This window comes from Streptomyces sp. ISL-66, assembly GCF_018614135.1.
In the GTDB taxonomy this organism is placed as follows: Bacteria; Actinomycetota; Actinomycetes; order Streptomycetales; family Streptomycetaceae; genus Streptomyces.
This window is the reverse complement of the sequence record NZ_JAGGOW010000111.1, coordinates 1-16,000: the sequence shown is the minus strand read 5'-3', so window position 1 is coordinate 16,000 and position 16,000 is coordinate 1. Positions and strand designations below refer to the sequence as shown.

The window sequence follows — 16,000 nt, the reverse complement described above, 5'->3', positions numbered from 1 at the left end:
GCCGAAGGAAGCGTCACGACACACTCACCTCGGCCTGACGTCCGGCCGAGCCGGCCGCACGTCCGATCTCCAGCTCCAGGTCGTCCAGCACCAGGTCGCCGTCGGCGGAGTGCAACACTGTCTTCGCCCCGGAGGAACGACGTACGGTGAGTTGGATGCCGAGCTCGGCATCCTCGCTCCGCGCGGACTCCAGGCCGAACTCCTGGGCCTCGTCTGGGCCTCCAACTCCCGTGCGCCGCAGCCGAGCGTTCCCCAGTGCTGTCGCCAGCAGTTCCAGTAGCAGTCCGAGGGCCGCCGAGGTGAGGCGTACGTCTGTGAAGCGACCCGCAGCGCTGCGCAGTTCGTCTGCTGCCGCCGTTCTGGCCTCGGCCTGTGCACGGGCGACTTCCTGAAGGTGCCGTTTCTGCGCCGAGTGGTTCTCCATGGCCGATGCCCGGCCTCGTTGCGCGCGACTGCCCCGCTCGCGTAGCGCCACCGGCACCTCGACCACCGGGCCGTTCCACCAACTCGTGTACGCGGGAACCGCCTCGTCAGAGGCCGGCGGGACACCCAGATGGCGGGCGCTGTAGAGGCCGAAGGCAGCGACCGCGATGTCGTGCGCTTCCTCCGGAGCTGCCTCGTCGAACCATCGGGCGAGCCGAAGAAGGTCCTTGCGCCTCGACATCTCACCCGAGGCCGAGCGCAGCATCCGCTTGGCGTTGGTCAGCAAGGACTGCAGCGCGCGCATGGTGGCATCACGCAACTGATCGACCTGGCTTCCCTGTCCGTCGACGTCGGTGAACCAGCCGCGGAGCCCCTCCCAATCGGCCTTCTCCCGGCCCCGGCTGCGCTGCACCCGGACCTCGGTCTGGCCGCCTGCCCCCGGAACCCCTGACAAACCGCGGGCGTGGGCGTCGAGGCGCTCCAGGAGGCCAGGGAGGTGGGGCCACAGAAGGTCGAGGACCGACGCGATTCGAGGAGCGCGGAAGGCCACGTCCTCCCTGATCGCCTCAACGTAGTCAAGCAGCAGTTCCTTGAAGCCCTGGTACTCGGCGCTGTCCAGGTCGTAGCGCGCCAGTACCTGACCGAGGTAGGCGTAGAAGTCCCGCACGGAGTCCGCGAACTCGGTGAACTGAACGAACAGCGTGCTGACGCGTTCCAGCGCGTCCTGCGGCTCTACCCCTCCGGGCCGTTGAACCAGCTCGTTCAGTTCGCGCAGTCCGCGCTCGACCAGCGCCAGCAGCTCGCTGCTCACCTCGCGGGCTGCGTCCGCCCCGGCCAGGACCTCGTCGGCGTCCCGCTGGATCCGCTCGCCCAGCTTCGACAACTGGTAGCGGGACCGGGAGCGCTGGTACTCGGTGATGCTCGACGCCTTCACCGAGTGACTGCTCCGTAGCAAGGCGCCCCAGTGCACCAGCCGCTCCAGCCGGGCGGTGAGCGTCTCGGCGTCTAACGGGACTGCCGGCTTGCCGGGCCCTGCCAGTTTCGCTAGTACGTCCGGCACCGCGAGGTCGGCGAGGAGGGTGCCGCAGAAGACCCGCATGATCGCGACGTACTCAAGTCGCTCCGGCGCACTGAGGTACGCGTAAGCGTTCAGCCGCTGCCACGTATCGCCACGGTCGGTCTCCGGTGATGAATCCCGCGCTTGCTCCCCCATAGCATCGAGGTTACGCAGTGATACTGACTGTTTGCGTGGGTTCGGAAATGTTCCGTCGGGAGACACGGGCAAGCTGGTCGAGATCGGTGACGGCCCGCGCGCTGCGGGGTTCGAGCTGGATCATCTGCTGCTCGGCGGCGTGGGCCACGGGGTTCTTCCGAGGGAAGCGTCGAGGACGTCTCCCAGCCGGAGCCAGGCGGTGGGCCCCGAGTAGGAGGCGGGACTCGACGTGAAGCGGGCCCATGCGTCGTGATCGTCACCCAGGGTCTCCATGACGATCGCAGTGACGGCCTTGTGCGCGGACCTGTAGCGGGACTCTCCCCCGATCGTGAGGACGGTCCATGCAGGAAGTGCACGAATCAGCTCCGGATCGCAGTCCGGCAGGCTGAGTACTTCTCGGGCCCAGGCCTCTCGATGCTGGGGGGAGCCACCGAGCCTGCGTCGGAGATCGATGGTGATGTCGAGCAGGGCGGCGCGGGGTTGGGAGTGGCGGACCAGCACATCAGCGAACGCGGGCTTCGAGCGATGGGCCCGTGATGCGAAGGCGAGCAGCGCCTTCTCGACCAGAGCGTCGTCGCCTTCGTGTCGCGTCAGGTATCCGTTCAGCACCTCGTTCGCTGCGCCGGCGAGGTCTCGCACGGTGACACTGCTCGGATCTCCGAGCGCGTACGTGCGGGTGGCTGCCAAAGGGTCGCCGATCATGCGCTCGATGTCCGAGCGCAGATCCGAGAGCTCCCGCTCCCTTCTCACGGCGGCATGGTCGTGGGTTCGCAGGCGTGCGTACGGATCCGGGCGCGAGGCCTTGAGGATGGCGCGCACGCGGGTCGCCACCTCGTCCGACAGGGTGGGCAAGTGCAACAGCGTGGAGTGCACCCAGCGTAGGCCCGTAGGGCTTCCGTACGTCGCTTCCTCGTCGAGTTCCCACAGCATCAGGGCCGTGAGGCCCGCCTCGGCGAAGCGCCGTCCCAGGGTGTGTAGCAGATCGTTTGGCGAGCGCCAGGTGTGTGGCTCGCCGTAGCGGCTGTTGGCCTCGGTCGGATTGAGGATGTGCCGCCAGCTGCCCTTCGCGGCAAGCTCCATCCAAGAAATTGCGGCATGAGCCCCGTACCGGCGAAAGAGCGGCCTGCCGGAGAAGTAGCGTTCGAGGTCGCGTCCACTTTCGGCTGCCGGCGCGGCAAGCTCGTCGGCGAAATGGGCACGCACCTCCTGCTCCGAGGTGCCGTCCCGGAGCATTCGGCACACACGCGTGACCAGGACACAGTCACGGAAGTGTGCGAGGTCATCGGCCGCGATCTCTTCCAGGAGACCCGGCTCGACATCCCAGGGCAGCGTGCCGAGGAGGTGCGTTCGGATGACGTGGTCGGCAGGCGAGTCAGCGGCCCAACTGAGGAGTTGCCGATGGCGGGACGTGTGCTGGGACACCACTCCTGCCCACATGGTTTCCCACGCCCTCTGCGCGGCGACGTAGGCCTCGTACGAGGAGTCGGCATCTTCCTGCTCGCCGCTCTTCTGCAGGCTGGGGAACACCGGCAGCAGATCGAGGGCGACGGCGAAAACATGCTCGTGAAGGTCGGGCTGCCGCAAGACCACCTGGGCACACCCCGGTTCCGTGAGAAGCGCCGGTGTCATGGGCTGGCTGTCCGGCTCCCGGTGCCGCAGCTCCGCCACGATCCCGCGGGCAACCGGCTTTGTGCAGTTCGCATGACCGAGACGGCCGAGTTGGGGAACGGAACAGCGGCGAAGGGCGTCTCTGCGCTGCTCGTCGGTGCACGAGGTGTGGGAGAGGGCCGTTGAAGCCAGTGCCAGGGCGGGTCCGAGAGGGTGATACTGGTCCTCTCGTGGCCGGTCCACGTCGCGGTCGATTGCGACTTGCAGTAACCACTCGGGGGCAGCCTCCCTGAGAGCCCCACGCAGCAGCGCCAGCACCAGGTCGTCGCGCACCATGCCCTCCGGCATGGTGCGTACGAGCTGAACGGCCGCACGGGTCGGGGGCGAACCGGGGCCAGCCACAGAGACGACGGCACGAAGAAACTCCACAGGAAGCCCCGAACGCGGCTCGGTCCCACTCAATGCATCCCCCATGAGGTGCGCGAACTGTCTGCCCATCGTGCCGGACGGGTCTGACAAGCGCGGCTGTCGTCGGCAACGTCCAGTCGGGCTGCTGAAGATGACGTACAGGCGAGAGCGTCTCGCGCTACTTCCGCAGAGTTGCGCTTCAGGTGTCCGAATCAGCGGTCTCCGGTACGAGCACGGTGACGATCTTGGCCGAGATCCATCTGCCCGAGGCGATCTGCGTCTCCCCGACACTGACAGGGTGGAGCAGCATCTCCGTGGCCGCCAGTACGGACAGCACGGCGCTGCGGACGCCGATGGCCGGCGCCAGGCGTCGGTAGAGATCCAGCAGTTTGGCCGCTTCCTTGGCCAGAATCCTTCCTTCGAACCACTCCCCGTCGTTGCGTGCCTGCTTGAGGCCGTCGAGGACCTCTAGGACATCCTTGGGGTTCCAGCTGTCAGCCGTCGACAGCCACACAATCAGCTCCGCGAGCGGGTCATCGGCCGCCGCCTCGAAGGGCGGCGGGTTCACGCCCTGGGCAGACACCTCACGACGGGGTTCCGGCAAGTTCACTTCCAGCTCGACCAAGCTAGTCTCGACGGGATGCACGTCCAGCACGTTGTAGAAGAGCGTTCGGGTCATCGCCGCGAGGCCGAGCCCTTGGACCTCGCTGAAGGGCTTGATCTCCCAGCCCGGCTCGTCAACCGCCCGCTGGACATGTCCTTCGAACTGGTTGAGGGCGTGGGTGCTTAGGTTGGCCCGCGGTGCCTGCGGATTTTTCTGCGCAGCTTCTGCCGCGCCACGAGTCACCCGCCAGACTAGGTTGTAGATCTCCCCCAGGGGACGGCACTCAGCTACTTTGCCCATCGCTGTCCTTAGTCGTGCCACATGATTGTCCGGTACTGTCGGCAGTCGCACTTCCTCAAGCCGGTGTTGGAAGTAGCGCAGCCCTTCGGCAACCAGCAGCTCGTGGGCAACTGCCAAAAGCTCGCCCTGCTCGTCCGCCGTCATGTCTATGGGCACCAGCGCAGCGGCGAGATGCTCGTCGAGCCCCTCCACGGCCTTGCCCATGCTCGTTCCGATGGGCGCGAAGTAGTGAGCGACTGTGGGATAGAACTGGTGCGTCAGTTCGGGCTGTGGAATTGCGCCGAGGTCACCCCCAGCATCACGAACGGCATCCTCGAAGGAAGCCGGCTCCCATACCACCGCACTTGCAGGGCTCGACGGATGGATGGCGATGAGGGATGCCCGCACCAACGACCCGAGGAGCTTGGGGATCTCTCCACTGTCCGGGTGCAGTGGTACTGGCCAGGAGCCCACGCTCCTGAACGGATCCGATGCGGGCGCGTATCGCAGGAGCGCGAAAGCCCCGACCATCTCCCGGATGCCAGCCACCGGCAGCTCCTGCGAAATGGAAGGGAACGCGACGGGATACCCGGCGGCCATCTCGTCCGACTGCTGCTGATGCCACCGGGCCCGAGCCTCAGCAATGACCCGCTGAGCCGCCTCTGCCTCCTTCTGCTTTTCCCGCTTTGCCTTGCGCGCTGGATTCAGCACCACCTTCACTGCCGCCAGCAAGGACTCCTTGCAGTCGACGCAGACCTGCTGCTCGCCGTCGCACAACTGCTGAAAAGCAGTACGCGAAGTAAGGCTCAGCTGCCCTCCACACTTCGCGCAGGCCACTCCCTCCACCACAGCCCGTACCCCGGCGGCGGCGACGGCATAGATCTGCCGGCCCCAACCAGATGTGTCGATCTGTGCCGTCTTCTCACACCACACCGCCGTCCCGAGCTCAGAGTGGAACCCGGCCAAGGCCCAGTAGCGCTCTCCAATGGAGACGAGCTCCGCATCCGCACCCGCCACCGGCACCAAGATGGGGATGAGGGCAGCATGCGCGTCGGTGGCCGACCGCACGTCGGGGGAATCAGTCACGACGCTCACCCTATGCAGCCGTGGGTCAGCCCGCCTCCGAATCAGCCGTCCGGGCCGGGCTCCGCTGACAGTTGTCAATCAATTGCAGGGGAGCCAGCACACCGCAACGCCATGCAGGTGCACTGCCTGTCGCGATGGGCCCGCTCGGCGTTCGCCGGTGCCTGGCCGATCCAGGGTGCGAATCTGCTGGTTACAGCCAGTCGCGCTTCTTGAAGATGACGTACAGGCCGACGTAGACGACCGCCATCAGCAGGATTGCGAAGGGGTACCCACCCGCCCACTTCAGCTCCGGCATGTTCTGGAAGTTCATGCCGTAGATGGTTCCTACCAGTGTGGGTGCAAACAAGATGGCCGCCCAGGAGGAGATCTTCTTGAAGTCGTCGCCCTCGTCCCGCTGACCTGCGGAAATCGCCTGGAGGGGCAGTCCGACCTGCGGCGATGGGCCTTTCCGGCTCTTTCGCCGTGCCGCCTATTGATGCGGCCGATCCTCCCCAGCCGCTCCCCAACGGGGCTCCATTCTCCCCAGATTCTCCCCAGCCGAGGGCGCTTCCGAAGGCGATTCCCGCTGGTCAGCGGGCCCACTCGGAGAGTGGAACGGGCTGCTGAGCGCATTGGAGTAGGGAGCCCTGGGTATGGTCGCGGACATCGGCTGGCAGTCGCGTGCGGGGTAGAGCCGGACCGCTTCCACGAGAGGGCCGTGCGCAGCCGGAGCGTCCTCAGCGCGGAATGGCCTGGGAGAGGACCGTGTCCGCCGCCGTCGCCCAGGTGACCTTCTGGGAGAGGTCGTCACGTAGTTCGGCTGCATGTTGGAATGCCCTCTCACGGTCGCGCAGGATGCGGTCCACCGCCCGGGCCCATGTGTCGGTGTCCTTGTCCGCGTCACCAGTGACAGTGATGACGAACCGGCTCGCCCGCTGACCCAGGACCTCGTGCAGGAGCTGCCCGAGACCGCTGGCCGAACTGATCAGGACGGGCACGCCCCGCGTGATCGCCTCCACCCCGACAAGACCGAAGCCTTCTGAACGCGACGGCATGAGGAGCAGACTGGCCATGTCAAGATCCTGCTCGATCGCCTCTTCATTGGTGGTGTACTCCCGTACCACCGTATCGAGGTCGGGGATACCGGAGAACGCCCGGATTGCCTCACGTTCCGCTTCACCGGTCCCCGCTCGGGCACCACGGACGAAAAGCCGCAGCCTGGACTCACGGTCCTCCTTTAGCCATGTGTCGACTCGGCCGCAGGCTGCTGCCGCAAGCCGCACTCCCTTCAGCTCCGCGTCTTCTGTGCGTCCGAGCACCAAGACCCGTAGGGGCTGCCCTCCTGGTGGCGTGCGCGGACCGGGTAGATCGGCTCGAATGTCGAATCCAGGATCCAACCGCAGGGGCAACTGATGGGACTTGGTGAATTCGGTGAGGAACTGCTCGTGTAGGCGTGGCCCCACGGCTATCACCCGGTGGGCTCCCGCGCCCAGGTTCCGTTCGACCTCTGTGCGCTGGGCTGCTCGCTGTGCGGCATCCTTGTCACGGCCAGCCTTGTGCCATTCGATCTCGTCGGGGGCCATGTGGATGAAGTGGAGCCGGCGTGCTTGTGGGTAGACGTCATCCACCAGGCGCCGTGCAGCGAATCCGGTAACCCTGCTGTGCCCGACGATCAGATCTGGGATCGTGCCGTCCGGCAGCGCGGGGCGAGCTGACAGCCGCATGTCGTCGGGCTCGCCTGTGGCTGGCGGAGCCGGCAGTAGCGTTACACCGGCCGTGGCTGCAGTCGCTACCTCCTCCAAGGTGCTTGCTAGGACGATGCAATACACCGTGGCGCCTGCCCTTACCAAGGCACAGCACAACTCCCTGTTGAGGGTGCTCAGTCCGCCGTGCGAGGAGGACCACTCGGTGGCCACGGCGAGCACGACGGGCGCCCGTTTGGTGGAGGCCGGTGGAGCTTCCCGATCTTTCCTCGCTTCAGGACCCAAGACCTCCCATACTCGACGGACCGCCGTGTATAGATCGGCCTCGGGCTCCTCCTGCAGGGTGGGGGATTCGCCAGTGCCCGGAACCATCAGGAACGCCATCGGATACTCAGCCACCTCCAGCTGCTCAAGCTCTGTGGAAGCGAGGGCCAGAGCCTGGGTAGCTGCGGCTGGGTCTTGGGATATGAGGTGCCCCACGGCCATGTTGTACGCGCTGATGGCACGGTCGGCAGGTAGGGCTGCGAGGCCGAGGGCGATAGGAGCCCAGGCCAGAGCATCGTCGAAGGCGCCGGTTGCCAGCAGTACATGGGTGAGATTGTTGGAGTCATGCCAATTCGGATTGAGCTCGTACGCTGCTCGAAAGTGCCGAATGGATTTGGCGCGGTCCCCGGCGCCGTACGCTTCATAGGCGGCGTCCCGGTGCGCGCGGGCCAGATCCGTCCGCAACTCTCCCGTCGCCCGGCCGAACCATTCGTCTGCTGGCCAAGTCCCCAACCGGACACGGTTCCGCCTTACCGTCAGTTCGCCACCGTTATGGGCGATCTGCTCTGCGGCTTGGGCGAATTCGGGCAAGGCTCGGAGATCGACGTCCTCTTGAGCGGACGAGAACAGCCAGCGCTCCACGGACTGGTCACCGAAGCGACACGTGACGCTGCTCAGGTCGAGGGCCGCTGGCTCTCCGGCAGCAAGAACCGCGGCGTGAACAAATCGGACTATCGGTGTGGAGTCTGGACCCTCCACCGGAAGGTTGCGGAGAGCCAAGAAGCCCCGCTCCAGGTGAGAGGCTTCCATCATTGGACAGCAGGTAGGCATGATCTGCATCGGGTAGCGCAGTGCGAAGTCATGCATCAGCAACAGCAGGCGGTTCAAGTACAGAGTGCGGAGGTCGCTACGACCGGTGAAGGAAGCGTTACCCAGCTGATGAATCGTGTAGACGCGGACGTAGATCTCGTCGAGGAGTTCGGTCTCGGAGGCGAGCGTGATGGTCTCGTTGGCGGTTAGGAGGCCTTCGTCCACGAACTCCCGGTGGCAAGCGTTGTACGTCTCGCGACTGACCTTCGGCTCACCGGCAATGACATGGGCGAACCAGGCTTGGTCCGCAGTGGCCGTGCCCAGTGCCGAAGTGAGGATGGAAAAGGCTGTCAGCGTTGGGTCAGGCATCGCGCGTACGGCCTTGATCAGCGGGCGGTCCATCAGGTTGCGGCCGCTCTCCAGCCGCGACCGGATAGCTTCGAGTACCTGCGGCGTCAGTTCCATCACTTCGGTGTCACCGGCCTGCATCCGAGCGAACATTTCGTGACAGTAGAGCTGGATCTCGTAGGGGTTGCCGTCCGTAAGTTGCATGAGGTCCCACACCACACCACCTGCCACCACGTGGCGGTGAAGGCCCAGGGAGGTGATGGGCCTCAGCACGCATTCCTGGACGTCTTCGTGTTCTACGAACCGAGTGACCTCGATCTCCTTGAACTGACGCATGATCTGGGAGTGCACGGACCTGATCTGGTCCATCAGACCAAAAGTGCCAGCTAGGACCAGAACCAGTCCGTCGACCCGGCTGGTCAGGAATCGCAGAACCGACAGCACGCGTGCGTCCGCTGCCATGAGCTGGGCTTCGTCGACCATCAGCGTGATGGGATGTCCGAGCAGCCCCACGAGCAGGCTGAGATCGGCCCGTAGCGCCGTTTCTGGAACGCGTCCATCATCACGTACGGCTGTCAAGGCAACCGCTTCGGGAAAGGCCAGAACGTCTACCGGTCCCGGTCTGTCCACGCCGGCCATGACGCGCCGCACGGCGGGCAGCGAGAAGGGTGCCGTACCGTCCCGCGCGCGCAGCGTCTCCGTCACAGAGGCGAGGAGCTCTTCGTACACCTTGCGGTAGAAGACGATCGGTTCGCCATCGCCCTCGACCAACTCCACCCGCACGGTGGTGAACCCTCTGTCACGGGACATTCGGTCAGTGGCGTTGAGGAGGCTGGTCTTGCCTGCGGCACGTGGTCCGTGCAGCACCACGCACACAGAGGGACGGTTCACCGCCGCCTGCCCGAGCTCGTACCGGATGGCTTCCTGCTCCTGCTTCCGACCGGCGAAGACGGAGGATTCGCGCACCGGATTCCGGAAGTCATACGGGTTGCGCAGCTGGCTGATGTCCACAGTGGGCCCCCTAAGATCCGCTCCGATCGTACGGTCCGGCCCCTCCGCACATCATCGATTTGCCGATCCGGCTCATCCGAGGTCCAGCCATTGTCGGGTGCACGGACTTTTCCGCCGGTTCGAGTGCCGCAAGGAACGCCTCAGTCTCGGGCCAGTCGCCACGATCGACGGCGTTCAGGAGACGGAGAACCAGTAGTGTCAACGGTTGGCCAGCCTCAGTGGCGCCTCACCCCGGCACAGCGACAGGCAGTAGCTTGCCGTCCCCGAGGTGCAGCCAACCCCTACCAGGGGCTATAGGCCAGCCAGTGATGGAGTCGCCGATTCTGATGCCGACCACATCGCCAGTGCTCCGCTCCTGCGGGGACAACAGAAGGCCACGGTGGGCCTTCTTCGTCTCCCCGGCCCAACCGAAGCGGAACGGGAGTCTGTCTTCGCGGCAGCCCACCACCAGGGCCCTTCCTTCTTCGAATCCGTGAAGCACGACGCTCTTGAGTAGACGTCCGGCGTCACAATTTTCGAGGATCTCTGCGTCGTCCATCACTACGACGATCGGCTCTTCGGGAGACGCCGACGACAGGGCTCCCCCGAGTTCGTCGGAACCGAGCTCATCGCGTACGAAGCAGTCCACCACCCCGCTCTGAACAGCCAATTCTCGCAAGGGGGAGGCTCTTGGTGCGACCAGAACGACGCGGGCATTGGCAGCGAGCAGAGCGCGTGAGATGTTGACCAGTGCTGTGGACCGCCCTGACCCCGGTGGCCCTGCCACGACGAATGCCGGAGCAATTCCAGTTGCGAGGTCAGGACCGTACGCACGCCGTTCCTCTCCTGCGATCCCCGCGAGTGCCCACAAGGCTGGTGTCGCCGGATCCCGCATCGACCATGCCTCGTCGAAGCTGACACGCTCCGGTAGATCCTCGAAGCCACGCTGCGCCTCCAACGTCTCGTGGGCCGCTTCCCAAAGCCCGAGGAGAAGCACGTGGTCCTCGAGCATCAGGTGTGCCACGTGAGAGAAGGCCACGACCGCCTCACGAGTCGGCAGCTCGTCGTGGGCATACCAACGGATCCAGGCATCTGACGGAATGCCTGTCTTTTCTCCCAGGTAGGTGAACGACCACTGTCGCTTGACCCTGTGTTTCTGGAGGAGACGGTGCAGCATGACCAACTCATGTCGCGCCGGCGAAGGGGCCACCTCGAACTCTCTGCTTTTGACCCCGTAGTACGTGGCGTTCGCCGGCCTGCTCTCACCTACGGCGTCAGCCATCTTGACGAATCCTTCACCACGGCGCACGACACCGAGGAAGACCCTCAGTGCATCCTTGTCGTCCCATAGGGCCTGTGCCGCGTTGATGATCAGCCCCTTCAGGGACTCCTCGGCGTAGTTGACGCGTGCAGCCGCTTCGTCGACGTCAGGAGGCGTATCCTCATCGGCTGCTGTGCCTTGCGGACTTCGCTGATGCGCTTCTTCGGCATCCTGGCCGGGTGCATCCACAGAGTCGGTGGGGATTCCCGCTTCGTCGCTGCCGTCCGAAGCAGCGGCTTCGGACGGTGGTTGCACGGATGCTTGCGCGACCGTCTCGTCGTACGCCTGCTTCCACAGCCCTTTGAACCGTTTGACTTCGCCCTCGGAGTCGTCGTGACCTGAGTCTTCGGACAGGACGGCGACGATTAGCTCCAGGCGGCCCATTTTGGGGAGGTCTGGCCTCTGGAAGGTGTCCAGCACTGCCTGGTGGCTGACGATCCAATAGCCCTGCGAGTCCTGCCCGATCCGGTCACGGATGCTGCGTGCAGACGGGAGCCCAGCGTCCAGTCGTAGGTCGTGCAGGCCGTCGTTGAGCTTCTTGAGCACGGGGCGCCCGTGTAGGTCCGGCTTCCTCCAAGACTGGACGCCCGCCATGCGATTCCCCCTTGTCGGCATGTGTCAGATCCTGTCAACCAGACGGGCTGACGGTGTGCACGAGATCTTTGATTCTCGGCCGAGACCATGTTGGGCGGCGGGGAACTTTGGCCGAAGCTGTCAGGTGGCGTCTCAGGTCGTCAAGGTTTTCCGTGGGGGACACACGCTGGATGCACATCCCCGTTCTCTCCCATAAGGAAGGCGAATGTCCATGGAACCCGCAAGCGTGCGTGTTGCTCTCCTTCTGCTGGTCGGTCTGCTCGTCACCATCCTGGCTCTGTACGCACCAGAAGTCGGTGCCGCTGTCGTGGGAGCCGCCACGGTTGTGGCCCTCCTCGCCGAGCTCACGGCCCGCAAGTGAATCAGGGCCGTTCGATCGGATCGCCTAGGAGTCTGGTTCCATGGCGCGCCGAAGACAGCCATGGTGAGCCTTGCTGGGCGGGCCGTCACGATCGCTTTCGGTCAACGTCAACTGATCGTCGATGCCGCCCGCAACATCGGCGTACAACTCGTGGGTCCGAGGTGCACCGATGTGGGTGTGATGGGAAGGCGACGCGTGCTGTCCGATGAAGTCTGGCGCGACCTGCGCAGTCAAGGCGTGACCAGGATGTACTCCGAGCGCAGCGTGATGCTGCGGCAGGGATCCCCGGGGACGCACCTACTCGCCCTCACCTCCGGCTTGGCCAAGGTGGTTTGCCGAGAACCGAATGGTGCCAGGACGTGGCTCGCGTTTCGTGGGCCGGGGGACCTCCTCGGAGAAGTCTCGGTCTTCAATGGGACCTCGCGGACGGCGGACGTCGTTGCCCTGACGCCTTGTGCTGCAGTCGTTTTGGACGCACAGCGCTTCGTCCAGTTCGTCGAGGAGCGCGGACTGGTCATGCATCTGATGCGCCAGGCACTCGCCAGGATGCGCGAGTCCGACATCCACCGAGCCGAACTGCAGACCTTGCCCTTGGTCGTGCGACTGGCGCGCACGCTGCTGAGGCTGGCCGTGCTCACTGACCAGATGCCCGGGAGCAGCCCCGTCCGGCTATCGGGGCTGAACCAGGAAGAGGTCGCGCAGGCGATCGGCGTGACACGCAATGCGGTCATCAGCGGGTTGGGGCAGCTGCGGGCCGTCGGGCTGGTCGAAACGGCGCGGCGGGTGATTGTCATCAGGGACGTGGAAGCCCTGCAGCGCTGGGCGGCGGCCGACTGAGGGCGGCAGTCTGTGACCCGGGACACATCCCGTGCGCCCAGCGCTGTGCACTTGGCGGAGCGGCGCGGATGGAACCTCGAAGCAGCCCGACTACGGCTGCTTACCAGACCATCCGTGAGGAGATCCCGCATGTCTGTACCCGTGCCTGTTCCGTACGCCGAAAGCCGACCGCTCCCGCCCTACCGCGCACTGTTCGCCGTTGACGCGAAGGACTTCACCGGCCTGCCGGCCGCTCAACACGGCCCGGTCAGCCAGCTCATTCCCCAGCTGGTGGACCAAGCTCTGGAGCGGGTCGGCCTGCACCAGTTGCGCGACGCCCAGCGCTTTCCCGCCAATACGGGGGACGGCGTCGTCTTCGGGTTCGATCCGATGCACCTGCCCTTCGTGCTCTGGCCGTTCCTGGGAGTTCTGGACGACGTGCTCGGTTCGTACAACCGCCAGGCCGTCGGTCCGCGGATCAGGCTCCGGGCCAGCATCCACGTGGGCCCGCTGCCCGACGGGGGCGAGCCCGGGGACGGCAACGGCACGGCCCGCAACGACATGCACCGCCTCCTGGATTCGCGTCCGGTCAAGGCCATCCTCGCCGCGGCGAGCGAGGAGGTGACCCACCTCGCCGCAATCATCTCGGAACGGGTCTACGAGGACGTCGTGCTGGGCGCCTACACGGGACTCCACCCCGACCGGTGTGTCGAAGTGTCGGCCACCGTCGATGGCAAGAACTTCTCGCAGCGGGCCTGGCTGTACGTTCCTTCGCCCTCCGGGAACCTCGTGCGGGCGGGCATCCAGCCGCGTGAGGAACCCGTAGGTGCGGTGCCGACGGCGCCCGCCGTGGCACCGGACAAGGGTTCCGGCACGGAGTACAGCGGAAACTCCCAGCACGTCAGGGAAGGCGCCGCGGTGATGGGCAACGTCGGTCGTGACTTCACCTATACCGCGCCCGCGAGCACGTACCGTGGAACCAACCAGCACTGGGGCAGCGGAGACAACGTTGCGGGTGACAAGCGGGCCGACGACGGGGACCGCCTGTGAACGCCGGACCCAGCCCGGCCGCCGAGCTGGACGTCCAGCCGAACACCGACCAGCCTGCACCGTCGGTTGGCTCGGGGGCCGGTCAGCACAGTTCACTCCGTGAGGGCAACCAACGGGTGGATAGCGGGGTCGCGTTGATGGGGAACGTCGGCGGCGACTTCACGTATTTGAACATCAGCGCGTGGACGGACGAAGCCACCGAGCGAATCCTCAAGCCGCGCCTGCGCGAGGGACCGTATCCGGCGGAAGAGGTGCGCGGCCGTTTGTATGGATTCGTTGAACCGCCGTCGTACGCACGCTGCCGGAAGGCGCTGGACAGCCGGATCGTGCTGCTCAGGGCGAGGGCCGGAACGGGCGCCCGTACGGCGGCGTTCGCCCTGCTCGCCGAACGGCACGGCGAGGGTGGTGTCACGGGCCTGGACGCGATGGCGGATCTGTCGGCGTGGCGACCGAAGGCCGGCCGTGGGTACCTCCTGCAGGGTCTGCCGGCGGCGTCCGCCCGCTCTCTCGACGGCGTGCGGCTGGCGGGCCTGGCCGAGGCCTTGCGGGGTGCCGGGGCGCACCTGATAGTCACCATGGCGCAGGATGCCCGGTTGCCGTCAGACACGAGCCGGTGGGAAGAGAGGCGTGCCGCGCCCGGACCGTACGAGGTCGCGGAGAGGCGACTGCGGCTCGTGGCCGCTGAAGGGAGGCTCGACAGCTCACAATTGGACGCCGCACTGGGGCACCTGGCCGCCCCTGAGTTCATCGACTACCTCTCGACGCATCCGCTGCCGGGCGACGCAGTCGACCTATCGGACGGGTTGCGGCAGTGTGCGGAGACCTCGGCACCGACAGGGGCCGTGCTTGAGGAACTCCTGACCGGCACCGAGGACGCTGCTCGGTCCGCGCTCGCAAAGGCCCGGCACAGCGCCGACGCTGTCTCCTTGATGGCGGCCGTCGCTCTGCTCCCGGGACAGGACCGCACGGTGATCGAGCAGTTCGCCACAGCAATGCGCCCCTTGCTCGGTGCGCGTGCTACCAAGACGGGACAGAACGAGTCGCCGGAGGAACAGGCGCCGGATGTCCTAGGTGTATTGCCCTGTGAGGTTGGGGACGCGGCTGGCGGGTGGTTTGCCTGCGAGCGCGGTGTGTCCGCGGTGGTGATTGTAGGTGTGGAGCCACTTGGGGAACGCTTCGCGTCGTTCCTGTTCTGACCGGTAGGGGCGGGCGTAGGCCCATTCCTCGAGCAGGGTGCGGTTGAGGCGTTCGACTTTGCCGTTGGTCTGGGGCCGGTAGGGCCGGGTTCGCTTGTGGGTGATCCCGGCCGCTGCCAGCAGGTCCCGCCAGGCGTGGGATTTGTAGCAGGAGCCGTTGTCGGTCAGCACCCGTTCGACGGTGATCCCGACGCTGGTGAAGTAGGCCTGGGCCCGCTCCCAGAACGCGGTGGCGGTCTCCTTCTTCTCGTCGGCCAGGATCTCGCTGTAGGCAAGGCGGGAGTGGTCGTCGACCGCTGTGTGGATGTACTGGTAGCCGACGCCGGACCTGGTCTTGCGGCCGGCCGGGCGGCCGAGGGCCTTGTGGCCGCCGCCGTCTGGGATGTTCCCGAGTTTCTTGATGTCGACGTGGACGAGTTCGCCCGGGCGTTCGCGTTCGTAGCGGCGTATGACGCGGCCGGTCGCGCGGTCGAGCCAGGCCAGGCGGGCGATCCGGTACCGGGTCAGGACGCGGTGGACGGTGGAGGGGACCAGCCGCAGGTGGTGGGCGATGCGGGCCGGTCCCCACCGGCGCAGGACGCGGACCTTGATGATCCGACGCTCGGTGCGGGTGGGTGTCCGCCTGGGGCTGTGGTGCGGGCGGGATGAATGGTCGGCCATCCCGGCCTCGCCGAGCATGCGGTAGCGGGCGGCCCACCGCTGGGCGGTGGTCGGTGAGACCTGGAAACGTTCGGCGGCCCGCCGCAGCGGCCAGCCGTCCACGACCACGCAGCGGGCCAGCCGCAGCCGTCCGGTCTCGGTCAGGGGTGCATTACGGTGGGGCATGAGGGCCTTCTGTCGTTCGGTGGAGATGTCGCAATCCACACCGAACCCGGAAGGCCCTCACCCGTTCAAGACACCTCAGCCGAGACCTCCATCACCCGTCCACAACCTCCCGGGGCAATACA

9 protein-coding genes and 1 pseudogene are annotated in these 16,000 nt (G+C 66.1%); 3 read left to right on the top strand and 7 right to left on the bottom strand.

The genetic code is table 11. From position 1 onward, the window contains the following. Positions 1 to 13: 13 nt before the first annotated feature. From J7E97_RS21255 to J7E97_RS36835, 6 genes and pseudogenes are all read right to left on the bottom strand, one after another. Positions 14 to 1,636 (bottom strand): TIGR02677 family protein, encoded by a 1,623-nt coding sequence (locus tag J7E97_RS21255; protein ID WP_215029615.1) that lies wholly within the window; start codon positions 1,634 to 1,636, stop codon positions 14 to 16. 120 nt (positions 1,637 to 1,756) lie between these two features. Continuing rightward, positions 1,757 to 3,580 carry a hypothetical protein gene (locus J7E97_RS21250; protein WP_215029612.1) on the bottom strand — a complete coding sequence of 608 codons (1,824 nt, stop codon included), beginning with the start codon at positions 3,578 to 3,580 and terminating at the stop codon, positions 1,757 to 1,759. 271 nt (positions 3,581 to 3,851) lie between these two features. Further along, entirely contained in the window at positions 3,852 to 5,621 is a 1,770-nt protein-coding gene (locus J7E97_RS21245) for a hypothetical protein (RefSeq protein ID WP_215029609.1), read from the bottom strand. 190 nt (positions 5,622 to 5,811) lie between these two features. Then, positions 5,812 to 5,997: pseudogene (locus J7E97_RS21240) on the bottom strand (CorA family divalent cation transporter); the annotation flags it as partial. Positions 5,998 to 6,337: 340 nt separating this feature from the next. Beyond that, positions 6,338 to 9,736 (bottom strand): glycosyltransferase, encoded by a 3,399-nt coding sequence (locus J7E97_RS21235; protein ID WP_215029606.1) that lies wholly within the window; start codon positions 9,734 to 9,736, stop codon positions 6,338 to 6,340. A gap of 226 nt (positions 9,737 to 9,962) precedes the next feature. Then, positions 9,963 to 11,582, bottom strand: a complete 1,620-nt coding sequence (locus J7E97_RS36835) for an AAA family ATPase (RefSeq protein ID WP_215029603.1) — start codon at positions 11,580 to 11,582, stop codon at positions 9,963 to 9,965. Positions 11,583 to 11,856: 274 nt separating this feature from the next. Here J7E97_RS36835 and J7E97_RS36680 point away from each other — a divergent pair, with 274 nt between their 5' ends. From J7E97_RS36680 to J7E97_RS21220, 3 genes are all read left to right on the top strand, one after another. Further along, complete coding sequence (locus tag J7E97_RS36680; protein WP_285428493.1) at positions 11,857 to 11,991, top strand: hypothetical protein; 135 nt, start codon at positions 11,857 to 11,859, stop codon at positions 11,989 to 11,991. 60 nt (positions 11,992 to 12,051) lie between these two features. Next, on the top strand, positions 12,052 to 12,828 hold the full coding sequence (locus tag J7E97_RS21225) for a Crp/Fnr family transcriptional regulator (protein ID WP_215029600.1): 777 nt from the start codon (positions 12,052 to 12,054) through the stop codon (positions 12,826 to 12,828). Positions 12,829 to 12,957: 129 nt separating this feature from the next. After that, positions 12,958 to 13,857, top strand: a complete 900-nt coding sequence (locus J7E97_RS21220) for a hypothetical protein (protein WP_251054902.1) — start codon at positions 12,958 to 12,960, stop codon at positions 13,855 to 13,857. 1,067 nt (positions 13,858 to 14,924) lie between these two features. Here J7E97_RS21220 and J7E97_RS21210 read toward each other — a convergent pair. Beyond that, positions 14,925 to 15,878 carry an IS481 family transposase gene (locus J7E97_RS21210; RefSeq protein WP_215029597.1) on the bottom strand — a complete coding sequence of 318 codons (954 nt, stop codon included), beginning with the start codon at positions 15,876 to 15,878 and terminating at the stop codon, positions 14,925 to 14,927. Positions 15,879 to 16,000: the final 122 nt, after the last annotated feature.

Coding starts and splice junctions, on each gene's coding strand:
- J7E97_RS21255 (WP_215029615.1), bottom strand. CDS start 1,636: ATGGGGGAGCAAGCGCGGGATTCATCACCGGAGACCGACCGTGGCGAT.
- J7E97_RS21250 (WP_215029612.1), bottom strand. CDS start 3,580: ATGGTGCGCGACGACCTGGTGCTGGCGCTGCTGCGTGGGGCTCTCAGG.
- J7E97_RS21225 (WP_215029600.1), top strand. CDS start 12,052: ATGGTGAGCCTTGCTGGGCGGGCCGTCACGATCGCTTTCGGTCAACGT.
- J7E97_RS21220 (WP_251054902.1), top strand. CDS start 12,958: ATGTCTGTACCCGTGCCTGTTCCGTACGCCGAAAGCCGACCGCTCCCG.
- J7E97_RS21210 (WP_215029597.1), bottom strand. CDS start 15,878: ATGCCCCACCGTAATGCACCCCTGACCGAGACCGGACGGCTGCGGCTG.